At 66.3% G+C, this 15,925-nt stretch carries 15 protein-coding genes; 5 read left to right on the top strand and 10 right to left on the bottom strand.

What is annotated here, in order from left to right; genetic code table 11:
• The first annotated feature begins 107 nt into the window (after positions 1-107).
• Positions 108-2,891, top strand: a complete 2,784-nt coding sequence (gene glnE / locus IPU70_RS24635; RefSeq protein ID WP_207471334.1) for a bifunctional [glutamate--ammonia ligase]-adenylyl-L-tyrosine phosphorylase/[glutamate--ammonia-ligase] adenylyltransferase — start codon at positions 108-110, stop codon at positions 2,889-2,891.
• 86 nt (positions 2,892-2,977) lie between these two features.
• A complete protein-coding gene (locus IPU70_RS24640; RefSeq protein ID WP_207471336.1) occupies positions 2,978-3,652 on the top strand; it encodes an epoxyqueuosine reductase QueH in 675 nt (224 codons plus the stop codon).
• On the opposite strand, the gene IPU70_RS24645 is transcribed toward IPU70_RS24640, so the two are convergent.
• The 10 genes from IPU70_RS24645 to IPU70_RS24690 all read right to left on the bottom strand — a co-directional run bounded on the left by IPU70_RS24645 (position 3,653) and on the right by IPU70_RS24690 (position 12,969).
• The gene (locus IPU70_RS24645) at positions 3,653-4,612 is read right to left on the bottom strand and encodes a helix-turn-helix domain-containing protein (protein ID WP_013392783.1); all 960 of its coding nucleotides are present in this window, start codon (positions 4,610-4,612) and stop codon (positions 3,653-3,655) included.
• A 131-nt stretch (positions 4,613-4,743) separates the two neighbouring features.
• Positions 4,744-5,280: a cytochrome C gene (locus IPU70_RS24650; RefSeq protein WP_207471340.1), complete on the bottom strand. Its 537-nt coding sequence runs from the start codon at positions 5,278-5,280 to the stop codon at positions 4,744-4,746.
• Positions 5,277-5,798 (bottom strand): methylamine dehydrogenase light chain, encoded by a 522-nt coding sequence (locus IPU70_RS24655; RefSeq protein ID WP_013392781.1) that lies wholly within the window; start codon positions 5,796-5,798, stop codon positions 5,277-5,279. Before IPU70_RS24655 ends, IPU70_RS24650 begins: the two co-directional genes overlap by 4 nt.
• Positions 5,782-6,420, bottom strand: a complete 639-nt coding sequence (mauD, locus tag IPU70_RS24660; protein WP_013392780.1) for a methylamine dehydrogenase accessory protein MauD — start codon at positions 6,418-6,420, stop codon at positions 5,782-5,784. The genes IPU70_RS24655 and mauD overlap by 17 nt, the downstream gene beginning before the upstream one ends.
• Positions 6,421-6,430: 10 nt before the next feature.
• A complete protein-coding gene (locus IPU70_RS24665) occupies positions 6,431-6,988 on the bottom strand; it encodes a MauE/DoxX family redox-associated membrane protein (protein WP_207471345.1) in 558 nt (185 codons plus the stop codon).
• A complete protein-coding gene (locus IPU70_RS24670) occupies positions 6,985-8,175 on the bottom strand; it encodes an amine dehydrogenase large subunit (RefSeq protein WP_207471347.1) in 1,191 nt (396 codons plus the stop codon). The genes IPU70_RS24665 and IPU70_RS24670 overlap by 4 nt, the downstream gene beginning before the upstream one ends.
• A gap of 32 nt (positions 8,176-8,207) precedes the next feature.
• Positions 8,208-9,089 (bottom strand): transporter, encoded by an 882-nt coding sequence (locus tag IPU70_RS24675; RefSeq protein WP_013392777.1) that lies wholly within the window; start codon positions 9,087-9,089, stop codon positions 8,208-8,210.
• 68 nt (positions 9,090-9,157) lie between these two features.
• Entirely contained in the window at positions 9,158-10,669 is a 1,512-nt protein-coding gene (styD, locus tag IPU70_RS24680; protein ID WP_207471348.1) for a phenylacetaldehyde dehydrogenase StyD, read from the bottom strand.
• Positions 10,670-10,930: 261 nt separating this feature from the next.
• Positions 10,931-11,920: a quinone oxidoreductase gene (locus IPU70_RS24685; protein WP_013392775.1), complete on the bottom strand. Its 990-nt coding sequence runs from the start codon at positions 11,918-11,920 to the stop codon at positions 10,931-10,933.
• Between the two features lie 71 nt (positions 11,921-11,991).
• A complete protein-coding gene (locus IPU70_RS24690; protein WP_207471350.1) occupies positions 11,992-12,969 on the bottom strand; it encodes a DMT family transporter in 978 nt (325 codons plus the stop codon).
• A 74-nt stretch (positions 12,970-13,043) separates the two neighbouring features.
• Here IPU70_RS24690 and IPU70_RS24695 point away from each other — a divergent pair, with 74 nt between their 5' ends.
• From IPU70_RS24695 to IPU70_RS24705, 3 genes are all read left to right on the top strand, one after another.
• Positions 13,044-13,940 (top strand): DMT family transporter, encoded by an 897-nt coding sequence (locus IPU70_RS24695; protein WP_207471351.1) that lies wholly within the window; start codon positions 13,044-13,046, stop codon positions 13,938-13,940.
• 33 nt (positions 13,941-13,973) lie between these two features.
• Positions 13,974-14,480, top strand: a complete 507-nt coding sequence (locus IPU70_RS24700; protein WP_207471369.1) for a MarR family winged helix-turn-helix transcriptional regulator — start codon at positions 13,974-13,976, stop codon at positions 14,478-14,480.
• Positions 14,481-14,578: 98 nt separating this feature from the next.
• A partial coding sequence (locus tag IPU70_RS24705; RefSeq protein WP_207471353.1) for an efflux transporter outer membrane subunit occupies positions 14,579-15,925 on the top strand: 1,347 nt, incomplete at its 3' end.

The following is a 15,925-nucleotide window of genomic DNA, read 5'->3' on the forward strand; positions in this document are numbered from 1 at the left end:
AGAGCACTTTTTTTGAAACAGACACGGATCGGTGGGCAGGAAAATATGTCTTGCGGTATCGTCCCCACTTATACCTGAAACGCGCCTATTCTGCCGCCCCTTTCGCCATGTCCACGCCCGCCCCCACACTTGCCCCCGCCCTCGCCTGGTCTGGCCATCTGCGCCGCCGGCTGGATGCCCACCCGGATCTGGCCGCCTGGCTGAACGATGCCGTGCGCGAACCCGTGACGCCCGCGCAGATCGCGCGCTGGCAAGCCGAGCTGGCCGGACCGCAGGCAGGCGGCGTGCTGCCGGTCGATGTCTGCCGCATGGTGCTGCGCAAGCTGCGCGAGCGGGTCTTCAACACGCTCATCGTGCGCGACCTGACCGGCCAGGCCGATCTGGAGGAAGTCGTCGGCGCCATGACCACGCTGGCCGACACCGCCGTGGCCGCGGCCTATCGCAGCGTGGCGGCGGATCTCGCCGCGGTGCATGGCGTGCCGCGGGATCCGGCTACCGGCAAGCCGCAGGAAATGCTGATCGTGGGCATGGGCAAGCTGGGCGGCTGCGAACTGAATGTTTCGTCCGACATCGACCTGATCATGCTGTACGGCGAAGAAGGCGAAACCGACGGCCCGCGCCGCATCAGCCATCACGAGTTCTACGGCCGCCTGACGCGGCGCATGATGCCCGTGTTGTCGGAAGTGGACGCCAACGGCCAGGTGTTCCGCACCGACCTGCGGCTGCGCCCCGACGGCGACGCCGGTCCCCTGGCCTGGAGCCTGGACGCGCTGGAGCATTACCTGATCGGCCAGGGCCGGGAATGGGAACGCTACGCCTGGCTCAAGGCGCGCCTGATACCGGCCCAGGCCTTCGAAGGCAGCGACAGCGCCGCCCAGGCGCGTCAGCTGGAAAGCCTGCGCGTGCCCTTCGTCTACCGCAAGTATTTCGATTTCGACGCGCTCTCGGCCCTGCGCGCCCTGCGCGAACGCATCCGCCAGGACTGGCAGCGGCGCGCCAGCGCGCGCAACGGCATCGACAGCGCCAACAATATCAAGCTGGGCGATGGCGGCATTCGCGAAATCGAATTCGTGGTGCAGTTGGCGCAACTGATCCGCGGCGGCCGCATGCCCGCGCTGCAAAAGCGCGGCCTGCTGGAAGCGCTGCATGCGGAAAGCGGCGCCGGCCTGGTGCCCGAGGACGATGCGCGCCGGCTCGAAGAGGCCTACCGCTACCTGCGCCGTACCGAACATGCCCTGCAATACCGCGAGGACGCCCAGACCCATCTGCTGCCGGGCGACCCCGAACTGCGCGGCGCCCTGGCCGCGGCCCTGGGCATGAGCCCCGAGGACTTCGAAAGCACGCTGACCGGGCACCGGCAATTCGTCTCGCAAACCTTCCGCAACGTGTTCCGCCTGGTGGGCATGGGCGACGCCGAAGTGCCGGCGCCCGCGCCCGGCACCGCCGACCCCGGGTCCGGCCCGGACGAACCCGACAGCAGCTGCGAACTGGCCGAACAGATCAGCCAGGCCTTCGGCGACGACGCGCAAGACCTGTTGCGCCGTACCGAAACGCTGCTGGGCAGCCACCGCGTGCGCAGCCTGCCCGAGAGCAGCCGCAAGCGCATGGACGCCTTGCTACCGGCTGCGCTGCGTGCCGCCCTGCGAACGCCGGCGCCGCTGCAGGCCACGGTGCGCCTGTTTGACCTGATCGAAAAGATCGCTCAGCGCAGCGCCTACCTGGCGCTGCTGGCCGAGTACCCCGACACCCTGGCGCGCGTGGCGCGCATGGTCGCCGCCAGCCCCTGGGCCGCGCAATACTTGACCCAGCACCCCTTGCTGCTGGACAGCCTGATCGACTGGCGCACCCTGTTCGAGCCGCTGGACTTCGCCCAGATCGCGCGCCAACTGAGCGCGGACCTGGACGCTTGCCGGCTGCCCGACGGCGATCCGGACATCGAGCGCCAGATGAACCTGATGCGCGACATGCAGCGCCAGGCCAGTTTCCAGTTGCTGGCGCAGGACCTGGAAGGCGAACTCACCGTGGAGAAACTGGCCGACCAGCTCTCCGCGCTGGCCGATCTGCTGCTGACCGAAACCATCCGCCGCACCTGGCCGCTGGTCAACAAGGCCGAGGGCGCCGAGCCGCGCTTCGCCGTCATCGCCTACGGCAAGCTGGGCGGCAAGGAACTGGGCTACGCCTCGGACCTGGACCTGGTGTTCCTGTTCGACGACCCGCGCGAGGACGCCGCCGAGGTCTACGCCAAGCTCGGCCGGCGCATGACCTCCTGGCTCTCGACCATGACGTCCTCCGGCCGGCTGTACGAAGTCGACCTGCGCCTGCGGCCGGACGGCGACGCCGGCCTGCTGGCGGTGTCGGTGGAAGCATTCGAGCAGTACCAGCACAAGCACGCCTGGGCCTGGGAGCATCAGGCGCTGACCCGCGCCCGCTACGCTTCGGGCGACGCCAGCGTCGGCGCCCGCTTCGAGCAGATCCGCGAAGACATCCTGGTGCTGCCGCGCGACGCCGCCAAGCTGCGCGAGGAAGTGCTGGCGATGCGCGAGAAAATCAACGCGGGCCACCCCAACACCGGCCCGCTGTTCGACCTGAAGCATGACCGCGGCGGCATGGTGGACGTGGAATTCGTCACGCAGTACCTGGTGCTGTGCCACTCGGGCACCCATCCGGTGCTGGTGCGCAATCTGGGCAATATTGCGTTGCTGCGCCTGTCGGGCGAAGCGGGGCTGATTTCGCCTGAACTGGCGGCCCGCGCCGGCGACGCCTACCGCACGCTGCGCCGGGCCCAGCACCAGATGCGCCTGCAGGGTGTGGAAAAGGCGCGTGTCCCGCAGGATCAGCTACAGGAAGAACGCGCCGCCGTGCGCGAACTCTGGACGGCGGTGCTGGGCTGAACACGTTGGGGGGACAGAGCATCGCCAGTTTGCGGCAACTCAGCGTAAAATAAGGAGTTTTCCGCCTTATTTGTTGCTCGCAAGCCATGTCTGAACTCGTGCGCCCCAAACTCGACCTGCCCGCCGGCCGCAGCAAAGTGCTGATGCACTCCTGCTGCGCGCCCTGTTCCGGCGAAGTCATGGAAGCGATGACCGCCTCGGGCATCGACTACGCCATCTACTTCTACAACCCGAACATCCATCCGGTCAAAGAGTACGAAATCCGCAAGCAGGAAAACATCCGCTTCGCCGAGCAGCACGGCATCGAATTCATCGACGCCGACTACGACATGGACAACTGGTTCGACCGCATCAAGGGCATGGAAGACGCCCCCGAACGCGGCGAGCGCTGCACGGCCTGCTTCGACATGCGCTTCGAACGCACCGCGCTCTACGCGCACGAGCATGGTTTCGACACCATCACCAGCTCGCTGGGCATCTCGCGCTGGAAGGACATGAACCAGATCAACGGCTGCGGCGAACGCGCCGCGGCGCGCTACGACGACCTGGTCTACTGGACCTACAACTGGCGCAAGGGCGGCGGTTCCGCCCGCATGATCGAAATCAGCAAGCGCGAGAACTTCTACCAGCAGGAATACTGCGGCTGCGTCTATTCGCTGCGCGACACCAACCGCCACCGCCGCTCGCAGGGCCGCGAACGCATCCACATCGGCGTGAAGTTCTACGGCAAGGAAGACCTGATCAACGAGGAACAGCTCTGATCAAGCCGTGTGCCCATGGCGCCGGTACTCCGACGGCGACGCGCCGAAACGCTTGCGGAACGCGTGGCTGAAACGCGCCGCATCTGAGAACCCGAATCTGTAGGCGATGTCGCCTATCGGCCGCGCCGCCTGGGCGGGGTCGCGCAGCGTATCGCGGCAACGCTCCAGCCGCGCGCTGAGGATGAAGTCGGCCGGAGTCGTGGAAGCCTGCGCGAACAGGTTGTAGAGGTAGCGGCGCGACATCCGGAAGGCCGCGGCTGCGGCTGCCGGCGACAGCGCCGGATCATGCAGGTTTTCAAGTATGTGCTGCTGCACCCGGCGCAATTGCGCCTGCCGCAGTTCGGCCTGGTCGTGTTCGGCTTGCCCCCCTGCCCGCTCGCTGATGTCCAACCCCATCATCTGCAGCACCGCGTTGGCGGCATCGCGCGAGGCGCTTTCGGACAGGTGCGCGTGCTCGGTCAGCGCTACGCGCAGCAGATCCATCGCCATGCGCCCGCAACCCTGGCGGGCACTGAAGCTGCGCGCCACGGCATTCTGCATGAACGACTGCCAGGCGTCGAAATGCTTGCCGGGCACCTGCATCACCAGGAAGTGCGCGCCATCGTCGACTTCGACCTCGTACGGCCGGGTGGTGTCGTAGATGCTCCATTCGCCCGGCACCAGCAAGGCGCTGCGTCCCGACTGGCGGATTTCGCTGCGGCCCGCGAGCTGCAGCGTCACCTTGTATCCTGGCGTCTCGGAACGATCGGCCAGCAGCTTGCTGCGGCGTACGCGTTGGGCGCTGCTGCGCATTTCGCAAACCTGCATCCAGCCCAGCGAGTCCACCGCCACGCTGTTGCGGAAACGGGCCGGAAACACCGCGGAGACTTCCAGGGGAACGAAGGTATCGCTGACATTTTCCTGCCAGCTTGCGCAGTCCAGGAAATGCCTGGGCTCGCTGCGCAAAAGGGATGGGGACATGGCGGCTCCGAGCCTTTCTGCCTGGGCGGCAAGCCCGACAGCACAGCTACAGCGTTGAATGAAATGCTGCCTCTTTCTAGCACCGGCCGGCGCGAGGGAGTATCGGTGACAACCCCTAAATTTCAGGCCCGCTAGGGTTTTCTGTCGCTGCCATAGGAATAATCGGCCAAAGGCAAGCCCAGTCCCGCCAAGGCCTGCGCCAATCCGTGGCGCACCGGCACCACGTCCTCGTAACGGCGCGGACGCACCTGCGCCACCTCCTGTTCGGTGTAGGGACGGAAGTTCTCCGGCAATTGCGCGGGACTGAATTCCTCCACGATCCAATTCAGCACGGCCGCGAGCTCGGCATTGTTCAGTTGCGATTGCGCCGCCCCCGGCACGCGCACCAGATACTCCCGGCCTTGCGGCAAATGCACGAACGAACCCACGGAATTGCGGAAGTCGGGAATGCCATGGCGGCCGCTCCCGCGCCCGTCCACCCGATGGCAGCCCGCGCACTGCAGCACATAGTCGGCACGAACGGCCTGGCGCAACCGGTCGGACGCGGCACCGGCCGCCGCGGCATCGGCCGCCGTATGCTGCGCAACGGCCGGGCCCGCGCAGAGCAGGACGGCGGCGGCACAGAGCCAGCGCCACCCCTGCTGCGGCGGTCGTTGCGCCGGATTCATGATTTCGGCTTGGGCTTGGCCAGGCCCACGATCACGGACGTGGTGCAATGGAAGATGGAGGATTCGTTTGACATGCACCAGTTCACATCGTTGTGCAGGAACATCTGATAGCCCGGCCGCTCGCGCTCGGCGGATGCGCACATGCATTTGCCGCAAGCGGCTTTGCCGCAGCAGTCGTTATAGCTGATCAGGTAGTCCTTGCCGTCCAGCGGATTGTGGCAGGTGCCGACCCACGATACCGCCGAGGGCGAGGTGCCGGGCGGGCAGGACGTCATGCTGCCGCCGCAGCATGAACACAGAAAGCCGTCCACCGCGCAATAGCGCCAGTAATCGCACGCCGTGTCATCCATCTGCGGCTTCTTGGGATCCGCGGGCGCGGAACGCGCCACCGGCAGCACCGGCATGAGGAAAGCCGTTCCTACCAGCGCTCGGCCGATGCGGTTGAGCACGCTGCGCCGGGAAGTGGTGTGCGCGACCGAGCGCGTGGCGCGCTCTGCGAATTTATCCAGCCAGTGCATTGCCGCTCTCCTTGCGGGAAATCCGGGTTTCTTCCAGCGTGCCGGCGGCCAGGAACTCCTGCACCGACGCCACGCCCAGCTCCTTCGCCGTGAACAGGCTTTCCAGCTGTTCGCGCGAGTTGATCAAGCCCTTGGCGCGCAGGGTTCCGGTTTCATCGATCAGCACGGCATAAGGCAGCTTGCTGATCTGGAACTTCATGCCCAGTTCGGTCGACAGCAGGTACGGAAACCGTTCCAGTCCCGCCTGTTTGTAGAACGCCAGATGCTCGGGCATTTCGCCGTCGCTGGCCAGGACGATGCGCAGCCACGCGCTTTCCGTGCTGGCCACCGACTTCAGGATGGGCAGCAGCTTCTTGCAGACCGGGCAGGTCGGGGAAAGAAAGAACAACAGTTGGCTGTGCTGGCCGCGTTCGCCCACGACGATGCGGCGGCCCAACAGATCCGACAGTTCGAAGCGCGGCGCAGCCTCACCCACGCCCGGGCCCTTGTCCATCGTCAGCGCCCCCATCGGCGCCACGCGCTCGTACAGCACGCCGATTTGTCTGGACAAGGCCAGGATGACGAGCACCAGGCAGAGCACCACGCCCCACAGCAGGAAATTGGAAATGATCAAGGCATCCATGTGAATTCCTTCAAAGATTGCGCAACTTGAGGTGTGAGGCCAACAGGTGGTTGGCGGTGAAGTACAGGCCCACGGCGGCGGTGGCCAGGCCAAAAACGGCTGCGGAATCGGTCCACAGCAGGCCGCGGGACTGGCCCGCCACGGCGATGAGGGCTGGCGCGGTCCATAGCGCCAGCGCGGCGTTGCGCAGCACCAGCCACCACGACAGCCCTCCCCGCTGCGCGCCTCGCCCCGGCCCACTGGACGCGGGACCGCCGCAACCGCAATCGATGTCGCGGTGGCCGCGCAGCAGGTTGAAGGCCAGCGCCAGAGTGGCCGCCGCCAGCACCAGCAGCGCCAACTGCGCGCCCGCCGCCTGCCAGGGCGGCGCAAGCAGCAGGGCTCCGGCCAGCGCCTCGCTCAACGCATAGGCCCAGGCAAATGCGCCGCTCCAGCCCGCAGGCAAGATCCGGTAGGCCGACACGATGGTGGCGAAGCCCGCCATGTCCTTCAGCTTTTCCAGCGCTCCCAGGAGCAGCACGCAGGCCAGCGCCGCGCTCGCGGCATACAGCAGCACGGGATCGTTCATCGCGCACCTCGCGGTTGCGGTTCGATCTGCAGCGCGGTTTCGCCGGCGGCCTGGATCGTACCCTTGAGGACCGGCGCGGCGGGCGCGGCGTCATAGACGTTCACGTTGCCGCCATCGATCGTGTACAGGCGCGGCTGGTCGTCCTGCGAGACCGACATCGACAAGGCATTCTGGCCCGGCACCCGCGCTACCCTCTTGTGCGTGGCCAGGTCGTAGACCCAGATCTCGGCGGCCGGCGTCTTGTGCGAACCCTCGGCCCCGTTCGGATGCATGCCCACGTACAGCCGCTTGGCGGCCTTGTTGATGGCCAACAGGTTGTAGCCGCCAGGGCGCCAGCCCTGATCCTTGCCCGATGCGTCCAGCAAAGACCAGGACTTGCCGAACACGGCATTCTTGCCACTGAAGTCGGCACTGTAGACATTGCCGTTGTAGGAGACGAAGTAGTAGGTATCGCCCAGATTTTCCGTGTGCGTGAAGATGGGGTCCTTCTCCGGATCGAACATGGGCTGGCTGCGCTGCTGGCCCGCCGGCTTGCCGGCCTGGTCCAGGTCCACGGTCAGCAGCGCGCCGTCGCCGCAGATGCTGGCGAAGCTGCGCGGGCGCGAAGGCAACACGATGATGCTCCAGCAACCCGCGGCCACGGTCACCTCATCAGCGAACTGGCGCGTCTTCAGATTCACCACCGTGACCGAGGACGCGGGCGTGGCGTTCTGCACGAACAGCAGTTCCCCGTCCGTGCTCTGCTGCAGATAGTTCCGGTAGTTCAGCGCCTGCGCGCGCTTCTGCGGAATCGACACCTCGTACCTGGGCGTGAGCGCTTCGGCGTCCCAGGCCTCCACCACGTCCGTGCGCTTGCCGCGGTTCAAGCGCTCGTAGTAAGTCGTCATGACGTAGATGTCCTTGCCGTCCGCGGACACGGTCATGTGGCCGTTGAACGACGTAGGCACCAGGCCCAGGAACTTCAGGGTGTCGCCGTCATAGATGTTGACCCGGCTGTCGACCAGGTGGTTGAAGACGGCGTCCATCACGTACAGCCGGTGCGGCGTGGCCGGCGGCAGGCGGGTGCCGCCCTTCAGTTCTTCCACGGGCAGGTCCGCCCGGGCCAGGCCCGCCGACGCCGCCAGAGCGGCGCACAGCGCCCACCGTCCGGCCCGTGATGCACATGATCTGGCGCTAGGCGCGTTCATCGATATTCTCCTGGTCTCATGATCCGGCTCCTCTAGAACGCATAGACGTAGCGCAACTGCACGCCACGCATCCGCGGTCCGTTCTCGACCTTCAGGTCGTGGATGTACTGCATCTGAATCTGGTTGGCGTCGTTGATCTGATGCGTCAGTTCGACGGCCAGCTGGTGATTGCGCGCGCGCGTGGCGACGGTCTCGCCGGACGAGGTTTCCTTGCCGCCCGTCTCGTAGCGGTAGCGGATGCCGGTGTAAGTGTCCGGCGTCAGGTTGGTCGAGGCCAGCGCGAAAAAGCGGAACGAGGGATCCTTCTTCAGTGTCTGCCCATGCCAATCGGTATTGCGGCCGTAGATCTCCACTTCCGCGATGGCTTCCAGATACGTGGATTCGCCAAAGCCCTGCACGAAGGAGAAATCCTGGACGGTGGACCAGCGGTTCTTACCCGGCGACACATCGGGGCGCGAACCGTCGTAGCGGCCCACGGGCGCCACGACGAACGGCTCCCAAGCGAACCAGGTCCGGGTCTGCTCATTGTTGTAGAACCAGATCGCCGAACCGAGCGTCACGTCGCCGATGCCGGTCTGGTGGTCGCCCGCCATGCCGGGCAGGTCCTGCGAGGTCCGGATCATCGGCACGATGAATTCCAGCTGCACTGTCTTGCCGTAGAAGTCGCGATAGTGCATCTGGCGATAGACCAGCGTGTTGACGTCGACCGACCCGCCGTCCACGCGCGAGCCTTCGGCATACAAGCCCGAAGACCTCAGCCCGGCCATGTACCCGGCGATGATGTTGGTGCCCACTGGCGCGGGTATCCAGTCGCGCGCGCTGGGGTCTCCCGCCCATGCTGCCTGCGACGCTGCCGCGCACGCGAGCAGCAGCGCCGCCCGCCTGTGGGCCCGGCTCCTTGTCCTGCCTGCCATGTCTTCCCCTTGGTGTCGCGAAGGCGCGGCCACCGGTATTTCCCGGCTTGGGCCGCGCGATCACCGTTCTAGTAAGCGATGCAAACGGACTTCCGTTCCAGGTACATCTCCAACACGGCGCGGCCGTGCTCGCGGCCGATGCCGGATTGCTTGAATCCGCCGAAAGGCATGTTGGGATCCAGCATGTTGTGCGTGTTGACCCAGACGGTGCCGGCATTGATGCGCGGGATCAGGCTTTGCACGCGGGAGAGATCGTTGCTCCAGAGGCTGGCGCCCAGGCCGTAGGCGCTGTCGTTGGCCAGCCGCACCGCATCGTCCAGGGTGTCGAAAGGCTGCGCCACCACGACAGGGCCGAAGATTTCCTCGCAGGCGATGCGCGCGCCCGACGGCACGTCCGCAAAAACAGTGGGCTGCACGAAGTAGCCCGAGCCGGTTCCGCGCTCCCCTCCCGCCAGGACGCGTCCGCCTTCGTTGCGTCCGATATCGATGTAATCCATGACGCGCTTCTGGTGACGGGCCGACACCAGCGGGCCGACCTGCGTGGCGGGGTCGAATCCGGACCCGAGTCTCATGCCGGCGGCCAGATCGGCCAGTCCCTCGACGACCTTGGGATACAGGTTCTTTTGCACATACAGGCGCGAGCCCGCCGTGCAAACCTGCCCCTGGTTGAAGAAAATGGCGGCTGCGGCTCCCTGCACGGCGCGGTCGACGTCGCAATCGTCCAACACGATCACCGGGGATTTTCCGCCCAGTTCCAGCGAAACCCGCTTCATGTCGTCCATCGCGGCGCGTCCGATCAGCTTGCCAACTTCGGTCGAGCCCGTGAACGCGATCTTGTCCACGCCGGGATGCGCGACCAGCGCGGCGCCAGCGGTCTCGCCCCGCCCGGTCACGACGTTGACGACGCCGGGCGGGAAGCCTGCTTCCAGCACCAGCTCGGCCAGGCGCAATGCCGTCAGCGGCGTTTCCTCGGCCGGCTTGAGCACCACGGTGCAGCCCGCGGCCAGGGCGGGAGCGATCTTCCAGATCGCCATCAGCAGCGGGAAATTCCACGGGATGATCGCCGCCACCACGCCCACGGCCTGCGGCAGGGTGTAGGCGCTGTAGCGGACGCCGGGAGGAAACGGTATGGACAGCGACAGCGTGTCGCCCGTGATCTTGGTCGCCCAACCCGCCATGTAGCGCAGCCACTGCGCGCCCGAGCCGACTTCCAGGCCCTGCGCGACGCCCAGCAGCTTGCCGTTGTTCAGGGTTTCCAGGCGGGCCAGTTCCGTGCCGTACAGCTCGACCAGGTCGGCCAGTTTCAGCAACAGGCGCTCGCGCCCGGCAGGCAGCATGTCGCGCCAGGGACCGGACTCGAAGGCGCGCCTGGCGGCCTGTACGGCCAGATCCACCTGCAGCGGTCCAGCGTCGGGTTGATGGGCGATGACTTCGCCCGTGGCCGGATCATGGACCGCGATGGGCGCGCCTTGCCCCACGCGCACCGGCTTGCCATCGATGAGCATGGCTTCCCGGATGGCGGCCAGTTCCGGGCGGTCAGAACCGGCGTGGCCGGCGGCGATTGCGCTTGCTGAAGACATTCGAAGCTCCAACGAAATGGTTGAAGCCAGGATAGCAACGGCATTCCCGCAAGGCTTGTCGGACCGTGCATGGCGATTTGTCATTCTGCGCACGGCGCAGCGGGAAAGCCCTGGCAGCGCGCCCGCCAGCCCGGGCTTGCGCCCCCCGGCGGTGCGTTTTTTCCAGGGCACGGCGCAAGAAAAAGCCCGGCAACGCGCGCAGCGCGGTACCGGGCCAGGCGCCACAGCCCCTGCGGGCCGGAGCGCATCGCGGTTTCCGGATCAGTCCAGCATCAGCACCGTGGCGCCGGTGGTCTTGCGTCCGGCCAGCGCGGTCTGCGCCTCGCCGGCCTGCTCCAGCGTATAGCGCTGGTCAATGCGGACCTTGATCTTCTTCTTCAGGACCAGGTCGAACAGTTCCTCGGAAGCGGCTTGCAGCTTGGCCAGCGTGTTCACGTGCAGGCCCAGCGACGGGCGCGTCACGTACAGGCAGCCCTTCTGGTTCAGCGTCGCCAGGTTGACGCCCGACACCGGGCCGGACGCGTTGCCGAAGCTCACCATCAGGCCGCGCGGCTCGATGCAGTCCAGCGAGGTTTCCCAAGTGTCCTTGCCCACGCCGTCATAGACCACCGGCACCTTCTTGCCGCCGGTCAGCTCGAGCACGCGCTCGGCCACGTTCTCGCGCGAGTAGTCGATGGTTTCCCAGGCGCCGTTGGCGCGGGCCAGCTCCGCCTTCTCGGGGCTGGAGACCGTGCCGATCAGCTTCACGCCCAGGGCCTTGGCCCATTGGCATGCGATCAGGCCCACGCCGCCGGCGGCCGCGTGGAACAGAATGGTCTCGCCGCCTTGCAAACGGTAGGTCTGGCGGAACAGGTACTGCACGGTCAGGCCCTTGAGCATCAGCGCCGCCGCTTCGTCGAAACCGATGCCCTTGGGCACCTTGACGACCTGCGCGGCCGGCACGTTGCGCGCCTTGGCGTAGGCGCCGATCGGGCTCTGGCCGTAGGCGACGCGGTCGCCCTTCTTCAGATGCGTGACTTCAGCGCCAACCGCGGTCACGACGCCCGCGCCTTCAAAGCCCAGGCCGTGGGGCAGCGGATGGGGATACAAGCCCGTGCGGAAATAGATATCGATGAAGTTCAGACCGGCGGCGTGCTGCTCGATCGTGACTTCATTGGCGGCGGGCGGAGGCACTTCCACCTCGACCAGCTTCAGGACTTCAGGACCACCGTGCTGCTCGATACGAATTGCCTTGACGAGATTGCTGGCCATGCTGGCCTCCTTTCATTGGAAAAATTGCTAACGAGGGCCTGTCTGCGGCCCCTGAACAAGAAACACCAGATTCAACGCGATGGCCGGGCCTCGCTCTGCCTGGTCGACGCAAGCCTGCCGGCCCCGCCCCCCATCAGCGCGAATACCCCAGCCAGCACCAACGCGGTCCCCGCCATCTGCCATACCGTGATGGGCTCTTGCAGGAACCACGATGCCAGAAACAGCACCGACACCGGCCCGATCATGCCCAGCAGCGACGCGGTGGGCGCGCCGATCAGCGCGACCGCCCACATCAGCATGAACACCGGCACCACCGTATTCAGCGTGGCGTGGATCACCGAATAACCATAGACCCCGGCAGGCTGGATCAGCATGGCCGGGGGATGCACGACAAAGAACTGGATGATGCAGGCCACGCAGGACACCAGCATGGCATACGCCACCAGACGCGTCGCGCCCAAGCGCTTGACCAGTTCCCCCGAACAGATCAGGTACACAGAATAGCTTGCGGCCGATCCGAAAACGAACAAAGACCCTAACAGCACCTCGCCGCCGCCGAAGGACAGGTCGTGGGCGAACACCAGCACCACCCCGGCGTAGGACAGCACCATGGCCATCCACTGGCGGCGCTCGACCGGGCGCTTGAACCAGAACGCCGACAGCAACACCACCAGCGAAGGCGAGAGGAACAGGATCAGGCGCTCCAGGCTGGCGGTGACGTAGCGCAGCCCCAGAAAGTCCAGGAAGCTGGACAGGTAGTAGCCCAGCAGGCCCAGCACGCAGACCTGCGCGCGCTCCTTCCAGGTCATGGTCGGGATTTCGCCGCGCGCCGCGCGGCGCGACTGATGCCAGGCCACCGCCGCGAAAAACGGCATGGCGAACAGCATGCGGAAGGCGATGAGGGTGACCGCGTCGATGCCGTAGCGATAGGTGAACTTCACCACGATGGCCTTGGCCGAAAACAGGACCGCGCCCAGGGTCGCCAGGAAGAAGCCGGCAGCGCGGCTGGAAGGACGGAAGGACGGCAAAAGCTTGGCAAGGCGATTCATGCGATGATTTTATGTTCAGTGCAAAAACACCGCACGCCTTTGCCCACGCTTTCCCGGCCATATTTTTCTCACGCATGACCCGTCACCGCGCTCTCACCTACATCCATGTTGCCGCCGTGCTATTCGGCCTGACCGGCGTATTCGGCGAACTGATCCAGGCCAGCGCCGCCGTGATCACGCTGGGCCGGGCGGTCTTCGCGGTGCTCGCGCTGGGGCTGTTCGCCCGCATGCGCCGCAAGCCGCTGCTGGGCGCCCTGACGCCCGCGCAGCTGTTCGTGCTGGTGGTGTCGGGCGGCCTGCTGGCGGGACACTGGGTCACGTTCTTCATTGCCGTGAAGGTGGGCGGCATCGCCATCGCCACGCTGGGCTTCGCCAGCTTCCCTGCGTTCATCACCTTGTTCGAGGGGCTGCTGTTCCGTGAGCGCATCCGCCCGACCGAATGGCTGCTGCTGGGCCTGGTGACCGCTGGCCTGGTGCTGGTGACCCCGTCGTTCGACCTGGCCGACCAGGGCACCATCGGCCTGGCCTGGGGCCTGTTGTCGGGGCTGAGCTTCGCGCTGCTGGCCTTGAGCAACCGCCGTTCAGCCTCGGGCATGGACCCGATGCAGGTAGCGTGCTGGCAAAACCTGGTGGTGGCGCTGGTGATGCTGCCGTTCGCCGTGTCCCAACTGCCGGCGCTGCCTGCCTTGGACTGGTTCTGGCTGGCGCTGCTGGGCATCTTCTGCACCGGCTTGTCCCACTATCTGTTCGTGTCCAGCCTGACGCGGCTGAACGCGCGCAGCGCCGGGCTGGTCATCGCGCTGGAACCCGTGTACGCCATCGGCTTCGCCTGGATCCTGTTCAGCCAGGAGCCCACGCCCCGCATGATGGCCGGCGCCGCCCTGATTGTGGCCGCCATCGTCTGGTCGGGCCTGCGCAAGCAGGCGCCAGCGCCACTACAGCCCGACACGACGGCCAAAACACAGCCTTGACAATAACTGACTAGGCAGTAAAATTTGGCACATATGACTGCCGCGCCTCCCCTCTCTTCGTCCGATACACCTGTCCATTACCGCGGCGACGCCCGCTGCGTGATGGAAGACAACGCCGGTTTCCTGATCAAACTGGTCTCCAATTCGTTGAACCGGATGCTGGATCAGGAAATGGCCCCGCTGGAACTCACCGCCATGCAATGGCGCCCCATTCTGCTGGTTTTCCAGGGGCGTGCCGACACGCCCGCGGAGCTGGCCCGGCTTACCGGCATGGACACCGGCGCCATGACCCGCGCACTGGACCGCCTGGAAGCCAAGGGCCTGCTGCGCCGCAACCGCTGCCAGGAAGACCGCCGCGTCGTCAAGATCGAACTTACCGAGGTCGGCGAAGCCAAGGCGCGCGAGATCCCTCCCAATATCGCGCGGGTGCTGAATCACCATCTGCGCGGATTCTCCATCGACGAAGTCGCGCAGTTGAAGCATTTCCTGCGCCGCATGATCGCCAACGGCTCCGCCTCTTCAGCGCCTCCAGAGCGCTGACAACGGCTCCAGCATGCCCCGGTTCCCGGGGTTTTATTTGGCATAATAATTGCCTAGGCAAATACAGATTAATCAACTACTTTCAGCAAACAGTCAGGATGAAACGCCTTCTCACTACCGTATTGGTGCTGGCCCTGAGCGGTTGCGCATTGATGGAATCCGGCTCCGAGCCCGTGGCCACGCTGGACGGAGCCAAGCTGGGACTGACCAGCCAGGACACCGCCTGGCCTGACACCCGATGGTGGCAGCGCTACGGCGACCCGCAGCTCAATGCCTTGCTGGACGAGGGCTTGGCCAACAACCCTTCGATGAGCGCCGCGCAGGCCCGCCTGGCCAAGGCCAACGCCGCCGTCGGCATCGCACGCGCGCCGCTGCTGCCCCGGGTGGACGCCAACTACACGCTGACCCGCGAGCACCTGTCGAAGGATTACATCTATCCCGCGCCCCTGGGTGGTTCGGTCGTCAGCGATAACCGGCTGGCCCTGGACTTCAGCTATGAACTGGACTTCTGGGGCAAGAACCGCTCGCGCCTGCAGGCGGCCGTGTCGCAGCAGGCCGCCGCCGCGGCCGACGCCCAGGCGGCGCGCAATCTGCTGGCCGGCGCCGTGGTCCGCGCCTACCTGAACCTGCAAAACGCCTTTGCCCAGCGCGAGGTGCTCAACCGCGTGCTGGCTCAGCGTGCCGAGGTGCTGTCGCTGACCCAGGGCCGCTACACGGCCGGACTCGACACCCAGGTGGAGGTCAAGCAGGCGGAATCGTCGCTGGCCGCCGGCAAGGTCGAACTGACCCAGACCGACACCACGCTGGCGCAGTTGCGCAATCAGGTGGCGGCCCTGGCCGGCGCCGGTCCGCAACGCGGACAATCCTTGCAGCCGGTGGCGCTGACCGCCCCCGCCGGCGGCGTACCCGCCAATGTGCCGCTGGACCTGCTGGGCCACCGCCCCGACGTCACCGCCGCAAAATGGCGCGCCGAGGCCGCCCGCCACGCCATCGACAGCGCCCGCGCCGAGTTCTACCCCAACGTGAACCTGGCGGCATTCGTCGGCTTCCAGGCCATGGGCACCGGCAATCTGCTGGGCGCGGATGCCCGCATGGCCGGCTTCGGCCCTGCCGTCACGCTGCCGATCTTCCACGGCGGCGAACTGAACGCGAACCTGGCGGGTCGCCGCGCCGACGCCGACCTCGCGGTATCGGACTACAACCAGACCGTGCTGGACGCCGTGCACCAGGTGGCCGACGCGCTCGACGGACTGCGCCTGCTGGACCAGGAAAAAGCCCAGCAGCGCCAGGCCCGCGAAGCCATCGACGCCGCCTATGACCTAGCGGTCAAGCGCTACCGGGCCGGCATGGGCAACTACATCTCCGTGCTCATCGCGCAGACCGGCGTGCTGACCCAGGCGCGGCTGGACACCGATCTGCGCATCCGCGCCTATCAACTGGACGCC

This window comes from Achromobacter sp. SD115 (assembly GCF_017355315.1).
GTDB classification, from domain to species: Bacteria; Pseudomonadota; Gammaproteobacteria; order Burkholderiales; family Burkholderiaceae_B; genus Achromobacter; species Achromobacter xylosoxidans_B.

Bases quoted from the DNA above. Each gene is read 5' to 3' on its own strand.
- mauD (WP_013392780.1), bottom strand. From the start codon at position 6,420: ATGGATGCCTTGATCATTTCCAATTTCCTGCTGTGGGGCGTGGTGCTC.
- IPU70_RS24685 (WP_013392775.1), bottom strand. From the start codon at position 11,920: ATGGCCAGCAATCTCGTCAAGGCAATTCGTATCGAGCAGCACGGTGGT.
- IPU70_RS24695 (WP_207471351.1), top strand. From the start codon at position 13,044: ATGACCCGTCACCGCGCTCTCACCTACATCCATGTTGCCGCCGTGCTA.
- IPU70_RS24670 (WP_207471347.1), bottom strand. From the start codon at position 8,175: ATGAACGCGCCTAGCGCCAGATCATGTGCATCACGGGCCGGACGGTGG.
- IPU70_RS24665 (WP_207471345.1), bottom strand. From the start codon at position 6,988: ATGAACGATCCCGTGCTGCTGTATGCCGCGAGCGCGGCGCTGGCCTGC.
- styD (WP_207471348.1), bottom strand. From the start codon at position 10,669: ATGTCTTCAGCAAGCGCAATCGCCGCCGGCCACGCCGGTTCTGACCGC.
- glnE (WP_207471334.1), top strand. From the start codon at position 108: ATGTCCACGCCCGCCCCCACACTTGCCCCCGCCCTCGCCTGGTCTGGC.
- IPU70_RS24645 (WP_013392783.1), bottom strand. From the start codon at position 4,612: ATGTCCCCATCCCTTTTGCGCAGCGAGCCCAGGCATTTCCTGGACTGC.
- IPU70_RS24655 (WP_013392781.1), bottom strand. From the start codon at position 5,798: ATGCACTGGCTGGATAAATTCGCAGAGCGCGCCACGCGCTCGGTCGCG.
- IPU70_RS24675 (WP_013392777.1), bottom strand. From the start codon at position 9,089: ATGGCAGGCAGGACAAGGAGCCGGGCCCACAGGCGGGCGGCGCTGCTG.
- IPU70_RS24640 (WP_207471336.1), top strand. From the start codon at position 2,978: ATGTCTGAACTCGTGCGCCCCAAACTCGACCTGCCCGCCGGCCGCAGC.
- IPU70_RS24700 (WP_207471369.1), top strand. From the start codon at position 13,974: ATGACTGCCGCGCCTCCCCTCTCTTCGTCCGATACACCTGTCCATTAC.
- IPU70_RS24650 (WP_207471340.1), bottom strand. From the start codon at position 5,280: ATGAATCCGGCGCAACGACCGCCGCAGCAGGGGTGGCGCTGGCTCTGT.
- IPU70_RS24690 (WP_207471350.1), bottom strand. From the start codon at position 12,969: ATGAATCGCCTTGCCAAGCTTTTGCCGTCCTTCCGTCCTTCCAGCCGC.